Consider the following 19,092-nt stretch of genomic DNA (forward strand, 5'->3'; position numbering starts at 1 on the left):
GTTCACTTTTGGACCGCCGAAACCGTTCAGGTTTCGACCGCCGCCGACACGTGTTCCCCGCGCGAGCGGGGATGACCCCGGGTTGAAGGTGTCGAAGCAGTGGTCTACGGCGTGTTCCCCGCGCGAGCGGGGATGACCCCTATCCGCGCGCGGTGGCACCGTCGACGCAGAAGTGTTCCCCGCGCGAGCGGGAATGACCCCGCGGTCTGGAGACCGGACGAGGTGAGCGCGCTGTGTTCCCCGCGCGAGCGGGGATGACCCCGCGAAGCCTTCCCATCCGGCCAGCCGATCAGAGTGTTCCCCGCGCGAGCGGGGATGACCCTGCGCTTGCGGGTATCGGCGGGGGCATTCTTGGGTGTTCCCCGCGCGAGCGGGGATGACCCCGATGACGCGCTTGTCGGCCTCGTCATCTCAAAGTGTTCCCCGCGCGAGCGGGGATGACCCCAGCCTCGTCATCCAAGGCCTCGGCACTGGCGGGTGTTCCCCGCGCGAGCGGGGATGACCCCGACGTGATGTTCGTGACCGTCACATTCGCCGAGTGTTCCCCGCGCGAGCGGGGATGACCCGACGGTGCCGTTGTGCGGCTTGTGGTGAAAGTTGTGTTCCCCGCGCGAGCGGGGATGACCCGCATGGTGCCCGGCGTCTCCGACCAGAAGACGGAGTGTTCCCCGCGCGAGCGGGGATGACCCTGGGACGGACTCAAAACCGCTACCGCACAGATCGTGTTCCCCGCGCGAGCGGGGATGACCCACACCCGCACCGATCACGGGCGGGAACGTGGACGTGTTCCCCGCGCGAGCGGGGATGACCCCGCATTCTGCCGAAGCTCGGACTATCGCTGGATGTGTTCCCCGCGCGAGCGGGGATGACCCTAGTGCATGACACTGATGAGGGGACGGCGGATGGTGTTCCCCGCGCGAGCGGAGATGACCCCATGTCGGCACATGATCACTGTTCGCGTGGGAAGCGCCGTGGTCACAGTCGACAACTTCACAACCATTCTCGCCACCTCCGTCGGTGAGCGGGATACGACCTTGCTTGCGGAGCGATCCACTGCGAAGGCTGCCACCTGACCGGAGACCAGCACCCCCCTTTGGCTCGATCCCACTACGCGGCAACTGCACGACATAGGAGAGTGCCTGCGAGCTGGTCCTCCTACCGGTGTCAATTTGGGATCTCTGCTCGGCCAGGTAGCGATAGATCGTCTGCCGACTGACGCCGAACTCGCTGGCCAGAGCCGTGGGACCCTCACCCGCTCCTCCGGCGTGCCGACGGGCTATCTCGGCGACTTGCTCGGCGGTCAGCGCGGCCTTGCGGCCCTGGTACTTGCCAGCGGCCTTGGCCTTAGCGATCCCCTCGGCCTGGCGTTCGCGGATGAGACGAACCCTCCGGAAATCCCGGGACGGATCAAAGGCTTGACCGAAGAAGAGTTGGCGGTCTTCGACCTGTTGACCCAACCTGATCCGGTCCTCACCGCCACCGAACGCGAAACGGTCAAGGTCAGTGCGAAGAAGCTGCTCGATTACCTGCACCAGAAGCTGGTCCAGGATTGGCGCCGCAAAGTCGACGTGCTCAGCGACGTCGACAGCACCATCCGCCGCGTCCTGGATCAGGAGCTACCAGAGGAGCCATACACGCCGGACATCTTCACTGCAAAAGTGCAGCTGGTCTTCGATCATGTGCGTACCGCCTACGGCGACGACGGCGAGAGCGCCTACACCCTTCGCGTCGACATCACTTGGCCAGCACAACCGGTGGAATACGACGGCACCCTCGACGTGAACAAGATCGCCGACGACGTCGTCGCGCGTATCCACCACGACCCCGCCTTCGCCGCCCGAGTCGCGGCGCAGCTGGGAGCGGCCGACACTCGCCGGTTCTGACCGCTACGAGGTCACGAGTGAATCGGGACAGTCGCCTCAATCCGGCACAGCAACCGAAGATGGGGTTGCGCATCAGGAGAAACAGTGTCGGCGACTACCTCAAAGTGCACCGCTCGGCTCCGAAGCGCCTCCAGGTCTTCTAGCAACCAGTCGGGGACATAGCCCACCGGAGATCCCTCCTCGACGCACACCAACTGTGCCCGTGGGTTCTTCGGATTCTTCGGATCTGCCGCCAGCATCAAGCGCGAGCCGGGGATCAGCCGCCTCATGAGGTCGCCAGAGTTGGCGACATGCCGAACACCAGACGCGAGAAAGCGGCTAACAACCCGACCGTCGGCACTCTCCTGCAGGTCATCGACGATGTGGAAGGTGTCCGTCGCGCGTGGCCCTCCGGTACGAGCCAACACCTCCATTGGGGTGTCAAACGACGAGTCGAGACCGATCGCGTCGAGATAGCCGCGGTAGGTGGATCGCTGCCGAGACATCAGGCGATTTCCAAAAAAGGCTGGCAGCGACTCAGACACGTACAGAACCGCGGGGTCCGGAAACTGCGCCAGCGGATGGAAACCGTCGACCGAGGTAACACCCTCGCAGTACCTGAACGCGTAACGACCGTCGACGAGCTCATCGAGGCTGCCAATACGGACGAACCGCCGAGACTCCGGCTCCTGCCAAACCAGAATCAATCTACGAGCAACGTCGGGAGCCGAGTCAATCGAGGTGAGCGAGCTGAGAACACTCATCGAGGATCCTTTCCCGGTTGTGGACGAGTAGCCGGACCCTAAATCTACGTCCAGGCTCCGACATCAACGATGCAGGCACTTGATCGATGGTTGCTTTCACGTCCGCAACCTGCACTTTCAACAGTCTATCGAGCCAGTATCGTCGCGCGCTCGGTGTCGCACGGGACAGCGCTTCTACCGCAACGGCGACGAGGGATGGCTTTCCGGCGAAGTGGTGGCTGTTGCCTCGCCGGAGCCAAGCAGCCAATTGGTCGTTATCAGCACCCAGGGCAACAACCTTGCGTTCCGACTCTTGGAATCCGAGTGCGTTTCCGTGGTCATACGACGGCGCCAGACGTGACTGCCCGTCGTGCAGGATTGCCGCCCAGTTCTCATGATGCCGGTCCCGCCCAGCAGTCCAGGCGTCGAGCAGGACGTAGCCCGCCCACCCGTCGAACGCATTCGTGACCAAGTGATTGCAACCGGGAGGAGCCTCGATACCAGCTAGAGCGGTTTGGATTGCTGTGACCGTGTAACCGGGATTGAGTCGTCCGGCCGCGGCGTCGTAGTCCGCCACGACCCGCGCGAGAAGCTCGTTTCCGTGAACCAGTGTCTCGTGGCTCGCGACAACTGACCGCGACAGAACCCCACGACGGCCGTCAAATCGGGCCGGAATGGTGGTAGCGGTAGGCACACCGATGAGGGCGGCCAATGTGGATACAGTCCATTCAGCCCAGTCCTCACCCCGAGTATTGGTCCCGTCGTCATCGCTCCGGGCGTACTTGAAGAGGTATCGGTGATCGTCGGGGCCGATAAACCAGAACTTTTCCTTGCCGCCGAGCGGCTCATCCACCCGACCTCCCGACTTCAGCCAGTCTTCGACGTCGACGGAACTCCAAAAAGCCGGTGTCACATTTCCTGTATACCGGCTCCGAGCTCCGGGCCTCGGAGACTTCAGAACTGCGGGCTGGCTGTGTGATCGAACATGTCAGCATGGCGGGAGAACCTGCCATCGGAACACGCGTTCCATGAACTATGGGATTCGCGATGCGCACCGACCTGTACGACCGCACACCGGCAACCGATCTCGACGACTAGCAGCTCGCCGAGCGGATGATCGGATACGCCAGCCAGATCGCGGCACTGACCTCGCGAATGCTCGACTGCCTGGCCGAGTTCGCCGCCAGCGCCGAAATCCTCGTCCACCAGATCGACAACCAAACCTCGGTCGACGAGGGACCGATCCTGCGTTCCGCGGAACGCGAGGAGTTCGAATGCGGCGCAACCGTCCGGAACATCGGCCACGTCAGACCCTGGTCCGCCGGCGGCACGACCGATCCGGACAATCTGATTCTGCTGTGCGGTGCGCACCACCGAGCCCTGCATCACAGTGCCTTCGGAATCGTCGCCCTCGGACATCGACGGTTCGCGTTCCGCGGAACGCACGGCGGCGAACTCGTCGCCGCGGCGATCACCAGCAGGACGACGGTGATCACACCGGCCACGGTCATCGTCCGAACCGTTCGTCGCCCGGGACCGGAAAATTGACCCCGCCCTACCGACGGTCCGGGTCAGCGCCGGATCAGGTGTGTCAGCAGCCGCCGACCCTCGTCGAGCGAGACATGCGGCAGGTACGCACGACTCACGGCGACGCCGATCGCCGGCAACGCCGCCGAGTCCGGGAACACCATGTACATCGGCCGATAGCGGGGCGCAAACTTCGATTTGAAGGCCAGCAGCGACCGGAACCCGTACACCGGTTCCAGCGTGCGCCCAAGTAGATCGAGCATGCTATCGAGCGGACCGGTCGCCATACCGGAGCCGTCGTCAACGCTGGCCAGCGGGGCGCCGGAGAGGCTGAGGAACTCCAGACCTTCGTCCTGCGCCCGCAGAGCTGCCGAGGCAATCAGGAACTCCATCGCCGGGCGGAAGCCATCGGCACGACGGCGCATGAAGTCCAACGTCAGTCCGACAATCTCGCCATCCCGGTACACCGGCATCCACGAGGTGACACCGTGCACCACGTTCTCCTGGTCGACGGCCAGCAGCAGCCGAACCTCTCGATCCTGCAGTTCGGCCAGCCCACCAAGGGTGAAGCCCATCTCCGGCAGGCCCTTATCGGCCACCCACGCCTCGGAAATGGCCGTGATCTGTTCTCGAATCGACAGCGGGGCGTCAGCGAAGGTGTCCCACCGCGCTTCAATTCCCGACTTACCGGCCCGGTTGAGGGCAGTCCGCACATCCTGGAACCTCTTGCCCTTGAACTCCAGGTCACCGAGGTCAATCAGCGTCTCCTCGGCCACCTGCAGGCAACTCCACCCGTGCCTGCGACCAATATCGGCGGTCGTCGCCCCGACCGAATAGAAACACGGCGTCCACCCGTTCCCCACACAGAAGATCGCGAACTGATCCACCGCCTCGGCCAGTCCGTCCGGGCCGCCCAGCGGGTCGGTCGCGGTCAGCGCCACACCCGAATACACGCGGTAAGCGACAGCGTGCCGACCGTCCTCGCTGAACCAGTAGCGATTGCCCGACCAGCTGGTCATCCACGATAGCGAGCCGCCACCAGGGCTGTGCAGCAACTCACGGACGCGCTGCTGGCCGCCCGGATCCTCACCCGCCGGCCGGGACAGGAAACTCACCAGCATCAGGATGCTGAACGCAGCCCACACGACCACCCCCACCCACTCGAAGAGCAGGGTCGCCGACCAGGTCACCGGAAGAATCGGCGGTTCAAAGAAGGGAAGAAATGCCGGCGGAAGCAGACGTCGCGGCGCATCGAGCAGCAACGTCCCCATCCCCGGGTCGCGTTCGAAGCCGTCCGACAGGCTGCCAAGCAGCACGTACGCGGCCGACGCGAGTGCGGTCACGGCAAACATGCCGAGCCACACTCGCACGTATGTCCCCTTCTCTGCGCGGACGTCAAAGAACTGCCGGGTGAACACCAGCAGCGCGAGGACGGCGAGAAACACCAGCAGCGGCGTCAAATCGGCATACACCCATTGATGACGGTGCGCCCCGTAGAGCACCTGCCGCGTCTCACTTTGTTCCGTGATACGCACCAGCACACTTGCGGCGGCGAAGGCGATCAGAATCACCTGTGCACCCACGGCGAGCAGCCACGCCGCCCGACGACCGCGACGCAGTCCCTCCGCCGCAACCAGCAGCACCACCGACGGCATCAGATTCAGCACCACCGGACCCACGCCGGACAGCCGCAAGGCCTGCTGGCCCACCCGGCATTCGTCGTGCAGCGCTGGCTGCGAACAGATCTCGACCAACTCACGCGGACTGTAGGGGGCTTGCTCGAACAGCCAACGCAACGCCGACAGCGGACCAGCCGCATGCGGAGAGAAGGCCGCGACGATGGGGCCAAGCACACTGGCCGCCACCACCAAAGAGACCAATGTCCGGCGTTCGCGCAGGGTCCCGCCCAGCGAAGGGCCGCGCGCCGCCCGCCCAAACAACGCTGGCCCCAGCAGCAGCCCGGTCACCGCAGCAGTGAGCCGAGTCAAGTCCTCGAGGTGCCCGGCCGAGAGCGCCGCAGTCAGCACGATCACCAAGAGCACCACACGAATCCGGCGGCGCCAAAGCGTGGGCATGACGGCCGTCGCGGTCATCAGCGTGCCGACGACCCACGTCAGCGGGCCCACCACCAGGTGCCCGCGGAGTTCCAGGCCCCAGGAATTCGGCACTGCCGAAGCCAGCCAGGCCACCGCGAGCGCGGACAGTGCACCGACGCCTTGGGTGACCAGCGCCGCGATCGCGAACCGCCGAGTTCCGATCCGGTACTCCACCGGCGCCGCGATCGCCAGGATGGCCACGCTGGCCACCACGTAACTCACCAGATTCGCAGCGAACAGCCCCGACGTCCACAGTGACCAGAGACGCCCCTCGGACATCGTCGAGAAGCCAAGCGCCACTTGAGATTTCACGTCGTGCGGTGGTCCCGATCGGGTCGACCCAGTGGCGATCGCCAAGCCCCACAGCACCACCAATAGTCCGATGGACACCGGCGCACGGGCGATACCCGACCGCGCGAACGTCATCACAGTCGATCCAGTCCGAGACGCTGACTGATCCATGGCAACTCCATTTCCAGCCCGGCCGACCACACCGCGAAACTGTGCGATCCGGGCACTTCTGAAAGCCGCACGTCCATTCCAGCAGCGCGCGCGGCGGTGTATAGCTGCTCAATTCCCGGCCGGAATGTCCTATCGTCGCGACCCACCACAAAGGCGCCACCGGAATCCGGGAACCGATAGTGCGCCAGCAGGTACGCCGGATTATTGCGGTCGAAGGCCGCCTCGTTGCCGCCGAAGACCTCGTTTACGCTCCGTCGGCGCCCACCGCGCGTCGGCTCTGCCTGACCCGACAGGTCCAGGAACGTCGGATAGACGTCCGGCCGGGTGGTTGCCAGTTGCAGCGAGCAGGTGCCGCCGTACGACAGCCCGCCGATGGCCCACGCCCGCGGGTTGGGATCGATCTGCAGGTGCGCACGAACCCACGCCGGAACGTCGACGGCCAAGTAGGTCGCCACGTTGCCGAAATGCGAATCGACGCACATCGGATTGCCGAATTGGCTGCCCGTACCGTCGGCAAGCACCACCACCGGTGCCAGCCCGCGATGCTGCGCGGCGAACCGGTCCATTATTTCCGCGAGTCGCCCGCCGACCAGCCAGTCGTCGGTGCTGCCCGGCTGCCCGGCCATCAGCACCAGCACCGGCAGCAGCGGCCGGGGGCTGGCGAAGTACGCCGGCGGCAGATATACCCGCGCCTCCCGCGCACCGAACTTCGAGACCGCACCGGGGATCGGGACTGCCGTCACCGCTCCGGTCTTCGGCAAATCCGGCGGCGGCGTCCAACGCGTCTGCAGCGCGGGCGCACCCGAGGATCCGAGCGCGGCGCCGAACGGCACGGTCCGGTAGTTTTTGACGCCCAGCACCGCCCCCACCGTCGGGTAGGCGTGGTAGATCGCGTTAATCTGCGCGGCGCCGCCGATGAGTGCTGCCACGACTGCCAGCGCGCAAACTCCGAGCAGGCCGAGGGCCCGCCGCCGACTTGTCCGCTCGCGCACCGTCCACCGCGCCACCGCCAACGCGACCGCAAAGAGCACCAGCCCTGACCACACGTACACCAGGAGCGGCAGCGCATCCGGGAACGGCCGCCACACCCGTTCGATGAGCACTCCGGCGACCACGGTGAGTAGTAGCGCCACGATCAGCGCCACCGGCACGGCGCAGCGCAGCCAACGGCGGTCTCGTCGCGCCAAGAGCACGCCGATCCCGACCGCCAACAGGACGCCGAACACGACTGTCGCGGGCGTGCCCGTCAACGGCAGGTTAAGCACTCTTCCGCCAACTCCCGCACTGTGCACCGTTCGAGGCTACGCCGACACCAGCGACCGCCGCCGCGAGCCTGGGAGCGCGTCGACGACGACCACCGACTTGGTCTCGCCGGTGTTGGTGAGCCCCGCCACACCCGCGGCAAATTTACGCCAGGTGGCGTAAATTGGCCGCATGCCCAAGAACTCCACGCCGCCCACCGCGGAACAGCGCGCCCAGCGGGAGAAGATCGCCCGCTACATCGCCGCCTTCGTATTCCCGTTCATCATGGTCACGATGATGGTGACCGGCTACCTGGGCGCCATGCACTCGCCGAGTCCGAACAACATGCCCGTCGCCGTCACCGCCGCCTCGCCGCAGCAGGCCCAACAATTCGCCGACGCCCTGGAGCAGTCCGCGCCCGACGCCGTCGACGTCCGCGTCGTCGCCACCGCCGACGAAGCCCGCACCCTGGTCTTCGACCGCGAGGTGACCGGTGCGGTCGCGCTCCCGGACTCCCCTGCCGAGGCCGCGACCATCTACACCGCGACCGGCGCAGGCGCCTCCCAGCTCAGTGCGGTCAACGGGCTGCTCACCCCGGTGCTCGCCGCCGACGGGTTCGACATCCATGCCGAAGATCTCGCCCCGACCCCGGCCACGGACCCCGGGGGCTTGGCGCCGATGTTCTTGACCACCGCGCTGATCCTCGCGGGCTATATGCCATTGAGTCTGCTGTTGTCGGTGGCCCCCGAACTCCTCCGGCTCCGCCGCTTCCTGCCGATCCTGGCCGGCTGGTCGGTGCTGGCCGCCCTCATCGCCTGGGTCATCGCCGGACCGGTGATCGGCGCGGCGGTGGGCGCCAACGCCTGGGCGATCATCGGCATCGCCGCCCTGGCCGTCTTCTCCGTCGGCCTGGTCCAGCTATTCCTCACCAGAATCCTCGGGCCGCTGGCCGTCCTCATCGGCATGCTGTTCCTGATGGTGCTGGGCATACCCTCCTCGAATCTGGGCATGTCGGTGTACACGATGCCGAGCATCTTCCCGTTCCTACACAACTTCCTGCCGTCACCTGCCGTCGGCGAAGCACTCCGGTCGGTCCTGTACTTCGGCGGCAGCGGCGTCGGCGGTCACCTCCTGGTGCTGGTGATCGGCGCCGCCGCAGCCCTGGCAGCCGTGGCCGGAATCGACGCTCTCAAACGCCGCAAGAAGCCGATCGAAGAGCCCGTGGCAACAATGGTGTCGCTGACAGCCTCGACCACGCCTCCGCGCACCTGGGTCCGCTATACGTCGCTGGCCTTCCTGCCGCTGGCGATGATGGTGATGATGCTGTCCCTCATGCTCTCGGCGATGCATGAGCCAACGCCGCGGGAGCTTCCCGTGGTCGTCGTCGCCGAAACCCCGCAGGCGGCCGACGCGATGAAGGTCGGCCTGGACGAGCGCATGGCCGGCATGTTCGACGTCTCCACCTCCACGTCCATAGCCGAAGCGCAATCCCAGGTCCACGATCGCGACGTGGTGGCGGCCTACGTACTGCCGTCGACTGCCACGCCGAGCGCGCAACTGATCACCAATGGTGGCGCTGGCCAGAGCCAACAACAGGTGGTCACCGCCGTCTTCGGCCAACTCGCCGAGTCGCAAGGGCTGCCGTTGGAGATCACCGACGTCGCGCCACTGACCGCCGACGACTCAGCCGGCACAGTGAGCTTGTACATCGCCATCGGCTGGATGATGGCCGGATTCCTGGTGATCGTGGTGATCGCGAACGCCGCCCCCGACCTCATGTCCACCCGGAAGCTGCTTCCGCTCATCGTCGGCTGGGCCGTCTTCATGGCCGCGGTGATCTGGCTTATCGCCGGACCGATCGTCGGCGCGATCAGCGGGAACTTCCTGGCACTCGTGGGCATGGGCGCACTGGCCATCACCGCCACCGCCCTGTTCAGCATCATCTTTGTCCGACTGTTCGGGCTGCTCGCGGTGCTGCCGCTGGTCTCGATCATCATGTTCCTGGGCGTCCCCGCCTCCGGCGGCGGCCTCTCGATTCACTTGGTGCCCGAGGTCTTCGCCTGGCTCCACGACTATCTCCCGCTCCCCGCCGCGGTGGAGTCGGTGCGCTCGATCCTGTACTTCGGCGGTGACACCGTCGGCAGCCATGCCATCGTTCTGGTCGCGTGGGGCGCGGTCTCCCTGCTCGTGGTCCGGCTGATGGACCGCTTCTACCCGCAGCCCGAACGCCCGATTCCCGGGGCCGCTGAACCCAGCACCCCCACCGTCGACGACGCCTCGAACGAGGCCGCCGACGACAACGGTGACGGCGAGGGCGAGGGCGACTCTGCGAAGTCCGATGAACGCGCGGCGGCTATGGTCACGGCAGGAGACGACGGGAGGTCGGTGTGACGAATCGGAGTGAGCGGGCCAAAGAGGCCCTGATGGATGCCGCCGAAGAACTCATCGCCACCCTCGGGGTCCAGGAAGCCTCCGACCGGAAGATCTGCGCCAAAGCCGGTACCGCGAATCACTCGTCCATCCGGTATCACTTCGGTAGCCACGACGAGTTCCTGCGGGCGCTGGTGCTGCGGCATTCCCCGCGCATCAGCGAACTGCGCGCCACGATGGTGGCCGATCTGCCCGCCGACCCGCAGGTGGCCGACTACCTGAAGTGCCTGATCGAACCGTCTATCGCGAGCCTGCGCGAACTAGAGCCGCCGAGCTGGCGGGCCCGCTTCCTCCGTCAGATGCGCAACCATCCGGCGGTCACGACCACCGCCACCGAGTTTTCCCGAGAGGATCCGGCGGCCGCGGCACTGATCGACCAGCTCACCGCGGCGCTGTCGCACCTGCCGGCCGATGTGGTGCGCGGGCGCTCCCGGCTGATCCACCTGCTGGTCACCGAAACCTGCGCCGACTTCGAGAGCCTGGTCGCCGCCTCGGAGAATCCGGTGGAGTGGGAGGTGTTGGCCCGCTTCCTCGCCGATGCGGCCGCCGGCCTGATCGCCGCCCCGTCCACCCCGGACGCGGCGCTCCCCCCGGTGCAGATCGACACCGTCCTCTCCGGCTGATTCGGTTCCGGCCAGCCCCGCTCAGGCCGACGATTCGGCGTAGTCGTCGCGGATCACCCGCTTGAGGAGTTTGCCGCTGGCATTACGGGGCAGTGCGTCGACGAAGACCACCGACTTGGGCACTTTGTAGCCGGCCAACTGGCCCTTGGCGTGCGTGATCAGCTCGTCGGCGCTGACCTCCTTCTTGGCCACCACGAAGGCGGCGATCGCTTCGATCCACTTATCGTCCGGGACGCCGACCACCGCCACTTCGGCGACAGCCTCGTGGGTGTACAGGGCGTCCTCTACTTCCCGCGAGGCCACCAGCACTCCGCCGGTGTTGACCACATCCTTGATGCGGTCCACCACGGTGATGTACCCCTGCGCGTCGGCGATCACCAGGTCACCGGACCGGAACCAGCCGTCGCGGAAGGCATCCGCGGTGGCCTCGGGCTTATTCCAGTAGCCGTCACACAGCTGCGGCGAGCGGTACACCACCTCGCCCATCTGACCGGGCGGCACCGGCGCCCCGTCCGGATCGTGCACGGCAACTTCCACATTCAGCACCGCCCGGCCGCACGAGGCAGGCCTCTCGGCGTGTTCGGCGGGCGCAAGGACCGTCGCCAGCGGACCGATCTCGCTCTGCCCGAAGGCGTTGTAAAAGCCCAAATCCGGCAGCGCGGCGGCAATCCTCGCCAGCACCGGCACCGGCATGATCGACGCGCCGTACACCGCCTTGCGCAACGATGACAGATCCCGCATCGCGAAATCCGGATGCTGCGACAGCGGCACCCACACCGTCGGCGCCAAGAAGATCGCCCCGGCTCGCCGCGCCTCGATCTGCTCCAGGATCACCGGCACCTCGGGTGCGGCGATCAAATGGTTGGTGGCGCCCACCGCCAGGTACGGCAGCATCCAGACATGCATCCCGGCCGAGTGGTAGAGCGGCATCGCGTGCAGCGGCTCGTCCGTCTCGTGCATCCCAAAGGCCACGATGCACGAGACGTACTCGTGGACCAGCGCGCGGTGCGACATCATCGCGCCCTTCGGCGCCGACGTGGTGCCCGAGGTGTACAGCAGCTGCGCCAGTTCGGCATCGGCGGGCGCCGGCGTAAACGCCACCCCCAACCCGGCCCCGACGACGGCGTCGAGGAAGGCCGCCGGCCCGTCGCGCAGTACGGCCACCGCCGTCAAACCCAACTCCGCCACGTTGCCGAGCAGATCCGCATCGGCCAGCACCAGCGCCGCCCCCGAGTCGGTGATCAGATAGGCCAACTCGTCGCCGGTGAGCGCATAGTTGATCGGGACGTGGATCAGTCCGGCGCGCGCGCATGCCAGGAAGGCGATCACATACGCGTCCGAGTTTCGGCCGTAGGTGGCAACCCGGTCACCGGGCCGCACACCGCGGTCCAGCAAGTCGGCAGCACCCGCCGTGACAGCATCCTCGAGCTCCCGGTAGGTCCACGACCGCTCGGCGAAGGTGATCGCGACCCGGTCGGGGACGCGGCCTGCGGTGCGGCTCAGGACTTCATCGACACGGTTGGAGTAAACGTGACTCACCGGGCTCCTTTCCATCACATGTCCGGACACCCGCCCGGATCTGGTCCCAGTCTGCGCAATCGGCGCCCCTTTTGCCGCCGGTTCGGGCCGGACAGTTCGGCGGCGTCGGCGCGCGGCAGTCAACTCCAGCGGCAACCCCCTCGCAGCGTTACGATGGCTCCGTCGCGTCACCGTTGCGCGCCGGCTAGAACCCCATCACCCGAGCAGTCTCCACCGCCCGAGGGAGCTTCATGTCCGAGTCTTTGGCAGTCCACGGCGTCGATCCCGGCGAACTGGACCTTCCTGCCCCGACACCCGACCACTTCCGCCGCGCCCTGTTGCGCCATTTGCAGTACACGGTGGGCACCGATCCGGATCACGCCTCTCGATTCGCCTGGCGCATGGCGCTCAGCCACACCATCCGCGACTACTCGATGGCGCCGTGGATCAACGCCACCCGCCGCACGTGGGACGAAGACCGCAAGCGCGTCTACTACCTGTCGATGGAGTTCCTGATCGGCCGGTTACTGGAGGACGCCGCCATCAACCTGGGTCTGCGCGACGTCGCCGTAGAGGTGCTCGCCGGACTCGGCCTGGACTTCGCCGACATCGCCGACGACGAACCCGACGCGGCCCTGGGCAACGGCGGCCTGGGCCGGCTGGCGGCCTGCTATCTGGAGTCGATGGCCACCCTGGCCTGCCCCGCCTACGGATACGGCCTGCGCTACGAAAACGGCCTCTTCAAGCAGCGCTTTGACCACGGCCGCCAGGTCGAGGAGCCGGAGGACTGGCTGGTCACCGACAACCCGTGGGCCTTCACCCGGCCCGAGGCCGCCTATCCGATCGGCTTGCGCGGCGAGGTGATCACCCAGGACGGGCGCGAGATCTGGCAGCCCCGACTGCAGGTGATCGCCGAAGCGCACGACACCCCCGTCGTCGGCTGGGGTGGCCGGTGGGCCAATACGCTGCGGTTGTGGGCGGCCAAACCCGCCGCCGATCTGTTTGACCTGGCGCGGTTCAATGCTGGCGACTACACCGCCGCCGCCGAACCGGAGGCCTGGGCCCGCACCCTCAGCCGGGTCCTCTACCCCGACGACACCACCGATCGCGGCAAGGAACTACGCCTCTCCCAGGAGTACTTCCTCACCTCGGCCTCCGTCCAGGACATTCTGCGGCGCTACCTGGCCGCGCACAGCGACCTGACCAAACTCCCCGAGTACGTCGCCATTCAGATGAACGACACCCATCCGGCGATCGCCGGACCCGAACTGATCCGGATCCTCGTCGACGATCACGCCTTCGATTTCGACGCCGCCGTCGACCTGACCACCGGAGTGCTCGGCTACACCAACCACACCCTGCTCCCCGAGGCGCTGGAACGCTGGTCGGTGGGCCTCATGCGCAAGGTGCTCCCCCGGCATTTGCAGATCATCGAACGGCTCGACGCCCACGATGTTCACGTGCACGGGCCGCGACCGGACGGCGTCGGACTGATCGGCGACGACGATGTGCGGATGGGACAGCTCGCCTTTGTGACCAGCCATAAGGTCAACGGCGTTTCCGCGCTGCACACCAACCTGGTCCGCGCGGACCTGTTCCCCGAACTCGATGCGCGCCACCCGGGCCGCATCGTCAACGTCACCAACGGGGTGACCCCGCGACGGTGGCTCAAACTGGCCAATCCGCCGCTCGCCCAGCTGATCACCGACACCGTCGGACCCGGCTGGGAGTCGGATCTGGAGCGGTTGCGCGGCATTGAACAGCAGGTAGAGAATCCGGAATTCCGCGAACGCTTCGGCACCACCAAACGGCTCGCCAAGGAGCAGTTCGCCAACTGGCTCCACGAACACCACGGCATCGAGATCCCCATCGACGCCCTCTACGATGTGCAGGTCAAACGCGTCCACGAGTACAAACGGCAGCTCCTCAACATCCTGTGGACCATCGCCCGGTGGCAACGGATCAAAGCCGACCCCACCGCCGGTTGGGTACCCCGGGTCAAGATCTTCGGCGGTAAGGCCGCGCCCAGTTACGTCGCAGCCAAAGACATCATTCGGCTGATCAACGACGTCGGGGCCGTCGTCAACAACGATCCGGACACGCGCGATCTGCTGCGGGTCGTCTACCCGCCGAACTACAACGTGTCGATGGCCGAAAAGCTTATTCCGGCCGCCGATCTGTCCGAGCAGATTTCCACCGCCGGAATGGAGGCCTCGGGCACCGGCAATATGAAGTTCGCCCTCAACGGCGCCCTCACCATCGGCACGCTCGACGGCGCCAACGTCGAGATCCGCGAGCACGTCGGCGCCGACAACTTCTTCTTGTTCGGGCTCACCACCGACGAGGTGGCTGTCCGCCGCGCCGAACCTGATCACGCCCGCACGGCGATCGAGGCGAGCCAGACCCTGCAGGATGTGCTGCAGGCGCTCAGCGAGGGCACGTTCAGTCCCGACGACCCGCACCGCTACGGCGGCATCGTCGACATGATGTGGAACAGCGACTGGTTCCTTGTCGCCTCGGACTTCGATACCTACGACGCCGCGCAAACCGCGGTGGACGAGGACTATCGCGACTTCGCCCGCTGGCAGCGCATGGCGTTGACCAACATCGCCCGGATGGGCTACTTCAGTTCGGACCGGTCGATTCGCGAATACATGGAGCAGATCTGGAACATCGGGCCCGCGCTCTAGATTTCCCAGTGAGGGTTCGGAACCATCGCGAACCCAGCGCACACACCAAACCGGTGCTTGGATGACATCAAAGGCTGGACGAGATGCCGACGGAGGTGCCCGGTGGTGGCGAAGGATGAGACATCGTCGGTGCTTGACGACGCTGGGGCGCGGCAGATCGCGCAGGGGCGGTGCGGCGATCCGTTCGCAGCCTTGGGGCCGAGCTCGGACGGGCGGCACATCGTTGCTCATCTGCCCGGGGCCCGGCGGGTGTGGATCGTCAATGACACCGACACGGCCGAACTCACCGGACACCCGGCCGCGCCCGCCGTCTTCACCGGCCCGCTACTACCCTTCTACCGGCTGCGCATCGAGTGGCCGGACGAACAATTCGAGGAACGCCACGACCCGTACCGCTTCACGCCGGTCCTGGGCTCGATCGACGAGTACCTGATCGGCGAGGGCACGCACCGCAGGCTGTGGGAAGTCTTGGGTGCCCGTCCGATCACCCATGAGGAGGTCGACGGTGTGCACTTCGCGGTGTGGGCGCCGAACGCCGAACGCGTCTCGGTGGTGGGTGACTTCAACGAATGGAACGGCGCCTGCCACCCCATGCGATCGCGCGGGGCGACCGGGGTGTGGGAGATCTTCGTTCCGGGGCTCGCCGAGGGGGCGATCTACAAATACGACATCCTCGGTCCGGGGGGTCACCCGGTGCCGTTGAAGGCCGATCCGGTCGGTTTCGGTTCGGAACATCCGCCGCAGACCGGTTCGGTGGTCCGCCGCCTCCAGCAGCACCCCTGGCAGGACACCGCGTGGGCAGCCACGCGGGCCGCACTCAACGCCACCGATGCGCCCATCAGCATCTACGAGGTCCACCTCGGGTCCTGGCGTCGACCGGCCGACGAACCGGATCGTCTGATGTCCTATCTGGAACTCGCCGAGCAGTTGATCGATCACGTCGCCGAGCTGGGCTTCACCCATATTGAGGTGCTGCCGATCAGTGAGCATCCGTTCGACGGATCGTGGGGATACCAGCCGATCGGGCTGTTCGCGCCCAGCATCCGCTACGGCACGCCCGCCGAGTTCGCCGCGTTTGTCGACGCCGCCCACGCCCGCGGGATCGGGGTACTGGCCGACTGGGTACCCGGACACTTCCCCACCGACCAGCACGGACTCGGCCGGTTCGACGGCACGGCGCTGTACGAACATGCCAATCCGCAGGAAGGTTTTCACCCGGACTGGAGCACCCTGATCTTCAATTACGGGCGTCCGGAAGTGTCGAACTACCTCGTTGCCAACGCCCTCTACTGGCTCGACGAATACCATCTCGATGGGCTACGCGTGGACGCGGTCGCCTCCATGCTCTACCGCGACTACTCCCGCCAGCCTGGCGAGTGGATTCCGAACAAAGACGGTGGCCGAGAGAATTACGAAGCCATCGACTTTCTGCGCGAAGCCAATGTCGAAACCTACGGTCGGCACCCGGGCATCGCGATGATTGCCGAGGAGTCGACGGCATTCCCGGGCGTCACCGGCCGCGTCGACCAGGGCGGTCTGGGCTTCGGCTACAAATGGAACCTCGGCTGGATGAACGACTCGCTCACCTACTTCGGCAAAGACCCGCTGTACCGCAAGCACCACCACAACGACCTGACCTTCGGTATCACGTACGCCTTCAGCGAGAACTTCGTCCTGCCGATCAGTCACGACGAGGTGGTGCACGGCAAGGGCTCGATGTACGGCCGCATGCCGGGCACCCACGCCGACAAACTCGGGAACCTGAAAGCCTTCTACGGCTACATGTGGGGCTATCCCGGCAAGAAGCTGCTGTTCATGGGTCAGGAGTTCGGCCAGCCGCGCGAGTGGAACCACGATGCGGAGCTCGACTGGGACGTCCTGCACGACCCCGGCCACGCCGGCGTGATGCGCGTCGTCGGCGACCTCAACCGGCTGTACCGCAGCCAACCCGCCCTGCACCGCCACGACACCGACGGCCGCGGATTCCAATGGCTCCTCGCCGATGCCGTCGACGAGCAAGTCTTCGCCTGGCTGCGCCGCGGTGACCCCGGCGATCCGCACATCGTCGTCGTGCTGAACCTGACACCGGTGGAGCGCAGCGGATTCCGACTCGGCTTCCCGATGCCGGGACGGTGGACGGAGGCGCTCAATACCGATTCGGCGTTGTACGGCGGCGGCAATCGCGGCAACGACGGGGTGGTCGAAACCGAACCCGTAGCGGCACAGCAAGAAGCGCAGTCCGCCCTGCTCACCCTGCCCCCGCTGTCCGCCGTCTACTTCGTCGAGGATCGATCATGATGGCCGATCCTCGTCCCACGGTGCTGTCGGTGGCCTCCGAATGCGTACCGCTGGTCAAGACCGGCGGCCTGGCCGATGTCGTCGGCGCACTGCCGGCCGCGCTGGCCGCCGAGGGCTGGCGCAGCCGAGTGCTGCTGCCCGCCTACCGCGGGCTCCTCGACCAATTCCGAACCCTGACTCCGGTATGGGAGCACGGGGATCTTTTCGGCGGGCGCGGCGTCGTCTTCGCCGGCCGGCACAGCGGGCTGGACCTGCTGCTACTCGACGCCCCGCACTTGTTCGACAGGCACGGCGGGCCGTACCACCTCGACGGCGACGACCACCCGGACAATCACCTCCGGTTTGCGGCCCTCTCCTGGGTCGGGGCGCGGCTGGCTATCGACGGCACTGCCGAAGGCTGGCGGCCCGATGTGGTCCACGCGCACGACTGGCAGGCCGGTCTGGTCCCCTCCTACCTCCGGTACGCGGGGTCCTCGGTGCCGTCGGTGATGACGATTCACAATGTCGCCTTCCAGGGGATCTTCGGACCCGATCAACTCGACGCGGTCCGCCTGCCCACTTGGGACTTCCATCCAGACGCCCTCGAATATCACGGGCTGGTCAGCACCCTCAAAGCCGGTCTGGTCCATGCACACAAGGTCACCACGGTCAGCCCCACCTATGCCGAAGAGTTGACGACCCCCGAATTCGGTTTCGGATTGGAGGGGGTGATCGCGGCCCGGACCGCCCACGGCGACATGGTCGGCATCGTCAACGGCATCGACGGGGCCCGGTGGAATCCGGCCGGAGACCGCCATGTGGCCGCCTACTCGCCCGCCGATCTCACCGGCAAGGCACACAACCGTCGTGCGCTGCTCGAGGAGTTCGGGCTCCCCGAACCCGTCGGCCCGCTGGCCGTCGTCGTGACCCGGCTCAGCCATCAGAAGGGGGTGGATCTGCTCCTGGAAGCCCTGCCTGGATTCGTCGAGGCTGGCGGCGCGGCGGTCGTGCTCGGCTCGGGCGACGCCGGATACGAATATGAGCTGCAGCAGTTGACGCAGCGTTACCCGCAGTCGGTCGGCGTGCGCACCGGATACGACGAACCGCTCAGCCACCGAATGTTCGCCGGCGGCGACATCGTCGTGGTGCCCTCCCGATTCGAGCCGTGCGGGCTGACGCAGCTCTACGGACTGCGCTACGGCACGGTTCCCGTCGTCGCCGCCACCGGTGGCCTGCGCGACACCGTGGTCGACGCGTCGCCGGAGAACATCCGCGTCGGAACCGCCACCGGATTCGCCTTCACCGACATCAGCGCCGCCGGCCTGGCCGAATCCCTCGCCCGGGCGAGCGCGCACTTCGCGGATGGTCCGACGTGGCGGCGGCTCCAGGCGCAGGCGATGGCGACGCCCGTCGACTGGGGCCCGTCGGCGCAGCGATACGCGTCGTTGTTCGCCGAGCTGCTCGAGTGACCGAGCCGCTGGTCACTGGCGGCCAGCCCTGGCCGCTCGGGGTCACCCCCGATGCCGCCGGGGTGAATGTGGCGGTGCGGTCGGCCACCGCCGACCGCATCGACTTCTGCATATTCGACGCCGGCGGCGCCGAAACCCGGTTCACCCTGGAAC

Annotated in this window: 13 protein-coding genes, 1 pseudogene and 1 CRISPR repeat array; of the genes and pseudogenes, 7 read left to right on the top strand and 7 right to left on the bottom strand. The window is 66.6% G+C overall.

All coding sequences use genetic code 11. The features are described 5' to 3' along the window. Nucleotides 1-50: 50 nt before the first annotated feature. Nucleotides 51-933: a CRISPR direct-repeat array (repeat unit 28 nt; unit sequence GTGTTCCCCGCGCGAGCGGGGATGACCC). Between the two features lie 308 nt (nt 934-1,241). Continuing rightward, a pseudogene (locus WAW85_RS16440) lies at nt 1,242-1,532 on the bottom strand (hypothetical protein); the annotation flags it as partial. On the opposite strand from WAW85_RS16440, the gene WAW85_RS16445 reads away from it, so the two are divergent. Then, nucleotides 1,416-1,883, top strand: a complete 468-nt coding sequence (locus tag WAW85_RS16445) for a type I restriction enzyme endonuclease domain-containing protein (protein ID WP_422560671.1) — start codon at nt 1,416-1,418, stop codon at nt 1,881-1,883. The pseudogene WAW85_RS16440 and the gene WAW85_RS16445 overlap by 117 nt on opposite strands. Nucleotides 1,884-1,894: 11 nt before the next feature. On the opposite strand, the gene WAW85_RS16450 is transcribed toward WAW85_RS16445, so the two are convergent. Both WAW85_RS16450 and WAW85_RS16455 read right to left on the bottom strand, forming a co-directional pair. Beyond that, complete coding sequence (locus WAW85_RS16450) at nt 1,895-2,626, bottom strand: HIRAN domain-containing protein (protein ID WP_422560660.1); 732 nt, start codon at nt 2,624-2,626, stop codon at nt 1,895-1,897. Next, nucleotides 2,595-3,518, bottom strand: a complete 924-nt coding sequence (locus WAW85_RS16455; protein WP_422560661.1) for a hypothetical protein — start codon at nt 3,516-3,518, stop codon at nt 2,595-2,597. Before WAW85_RS16455 ends, WAW85_RS16450 begins: the two co-directional genes overlap by 32 nt. 200 nt (nt 3,519-3,718) lie before the next feature. Here WAW85_RS16455 and WAW85_RS16460 point away from each other — a divergent pair, with 200 nt between their 5' ends. Next, nucleotides 3,719-4,153, top strand: coding sequence for an HNH endonuclease (locus WAW85_RS16460; RefSeq protein WP_422560662.1), 435 nt, complete (start codon nt 3,719-3,721; stop codon nt 4,151-4,153). A gap of 23 nt (nt 4,154-4,176) precedes the next feature. On the opposite strand, the gene WAW85_RS16465 is transcribed toward WAW85_RS16460, so the two are convergent. The 3 genes from WAW85_RS16465 to WAW85_RS16475 are packed head-to-tail and all read right to left on the bottom strand — an operon-like array spanning nt 4,177 to nt 8,126. Beyond that, a complete protein-coding gene (locus WAW85_RS16465) occupies nt 4,177-6,654 on the bottom strand; it encodes a bifunctional lysylphosphatidylglycerol flippase/synthetase MprF (RefSeq protein ID WP_422560663.1) in 2,478 nt (825 codons plus the stop codon). Continuing rightward, nucleotides 6,654-7,946: an alpha/beta hydrolase gene (locus tag WAW85_RS16470; protein ID WP_422560672.1), complete on the bottom strand. Its 1,293-nt coding sequence runs from the start codon at nt 7,944-7,946 to the stop codon at nt 6,654-6,656. The genes WAW85_RS16465 and WAW85_RS16470 overlap by 1 nt, the downstream gene beginning before the upstream one ends. Nucleotides 7,947-7,991: 45 nt before the next feature. Further along, nucleotides 7,992-8,126: a hypothetical protein gene (locus WAW85_RS16475; protein WP_422560664.1), complete on the bottom strand. Its 135-nt coding sequence runs from the start codon at nt 8,124-8,126 to the stop codon at nt 7,992-7,994. On the opposite strand from WAW85_RS16475, the gene WAW85_RS16480 reads away from it, so the two are divergent. Further along, nucleotides 8,125-10,323 carry an ABC transporter permease gene (locus WAW85_RS16480; protein ID WP_422560665.1) on the top strand — a complete coding sequence of 733 codons (2,199 nt, stop codon included), beginning with the start codon at nt 8,125-8,127 and terminating at the stop codon, nt 10,321-10,323. The two genes, WAW85_RS16475 and WAW85_RS16480, sit on opposite strands and share 2 nt — an antisense overlap. After that, nucleotides 10,320-10,985, top strand: coding sequence for a TetR/AcrR family transcriptional regulator (locus WAW85_RS16485; protein ID WP_422560666.1), 666 nt, complete (start codon nt 10,320-10,322; stop codon nt 10,983-10,985). The genes WAW85_RS16480 and WAW85_RS16485 overlap by 4 nt, the downstream gene beginning before the upstream one ends. A gap of 21 nt (nt 10,986-11,006) precedes the next feature. Here WAW85_RS16485 and WAW85_RS16490 read toward each other — a convergent pair whose 3' ends face one another. Then, nucleotides 11,007-12,539, bottom strand: coding sequence for a fatty acyl-CoA synthetase (locus WAW85_RS16490; protein WP_422560667.1), 1,533 nt, complete (start codon nt 12,537-12,539; stop codon nt 11,007-11,009). A 215-nt stretch (nt 12,540-12,754) separates the two neighbouring features. Here WAW85_RS16490 and WAW85_RS16495 point away from each other — a divergent pair, with 215 nt between their 5' ends. The 3 genes from WAW85_RS16495 (at nt 12,755) to glgA (ending at nt 18,939) form a co-directional block, all read left to right on the top strand. After that, nucleotides 12,755-15,193, top strand: coding sequence for a glycogen/starch/alpha-glucan phosphorylase (locus WAW85_RS16495; RefSeq protein ID WP_422560668.1), 2,439 nt, complete (start codon nt 12,755-12,757; stop codon nt 15,191-15,193). A 105-nt stretch (nt 15,194-15,298) separates the two neighbouring features. After that, entirely contained in the window at nt 15,299-17,491 is a 2,193-nt protein-coding gene (gene glgB, locus WAW85_RS16500; protein WP_422560669.1) for a 1,4-alpha-glucan branching protein GlgB, read from the top strand. After that, nucleotides 17,488-18,939, top strand: a complete 1,452-nt coding sequence (gene glgA / locus WAW85_RS16505) for a glycogen synthase GlgA (RefSeq protein WP_422560670.1) — start codon at nt 17,488-17,490, stop codon at nt 18,937-18,939. Before glgB ends, glgA begins: the two co-directional genes overlap by 4 nt. The last annotated feature ends 153 nt before the right edge of the window (nt 18,940-19,092 follow it).

It is taken from the genome of Gordonia sp. (in: high G+C Gram-positive bacteria), assembly GCF_049299075.1.
In the GTDB taxonomy this organism is placed as follows: Bacteria; Actinomycetota; Actinomycetes; order Mycobacteriales; family Mycobacteriaceae; genus Gordonia.

What these genes read in the sequence shown, in the direction of transcription:
- glgA (WP_422560670.1), top strand. Translation starts at nt 17,488, where the DNA reads ATGATGGCCGATCCTCGTCCCACGGTGCTGTCGGTGGCCTCCGAATGC.
- WAW85_RS16465 (WP_422560663.1), bottom strand. Translation starts at nt 6,654, where the DNA reads ATGACGTTCGCGCGGTCGGGTATCGCCCGTGCGCCGGTGTCCATCGGA.
- WAW85_RS16460 (WP_422560662.1), top strand. Translation starts at nt 3,719, where the DNA reads ATGATCGGATACGCCAGCCAGATCGCGGCACTGACCTCGCGAATGCTC.
- WAW85_RS16480 (WP_422560665.1), top strand. Translation starts at nt 8,125, where the DNA reads ATGCCCAAGAACTCCACGCCGCCCACCGCGGAACAGCGCGCCCAGCGG.
- WAW85_RS16450 (WP_422560660.1), bottom strand. Translation starts at nt 2,626, where the DNA reads ATGAGTGTTCTCAGCTCGCTCACCTCGATTGACTCGGCTCCCGACGTT.
- WAW85_RS16495 (WP_422560668.1), top strand. Translation starts at nt 12,755, where the DNA reads ATGTCCGAGTCTTTGGCAGTCCACGGCGTCGATCCCGGCGAACTGGAC.
- WAW85_RS16490 (WP_422560667.1), bottom strand. Translation starts at nt 12,539, where the DNA reads ATGGAAAGGAGCCCGGTGAGTCACGTTTACTCCAACCGTGTCGATGAA.
- WAW85_RS16475 (WP_422560664.1), bottom strand. Translation starts at nt 8,126, where the DNA reads ATGCGGCCAATTTACGCCACCTGGCGTAAATTTGCCGCGGGTGTGGCG.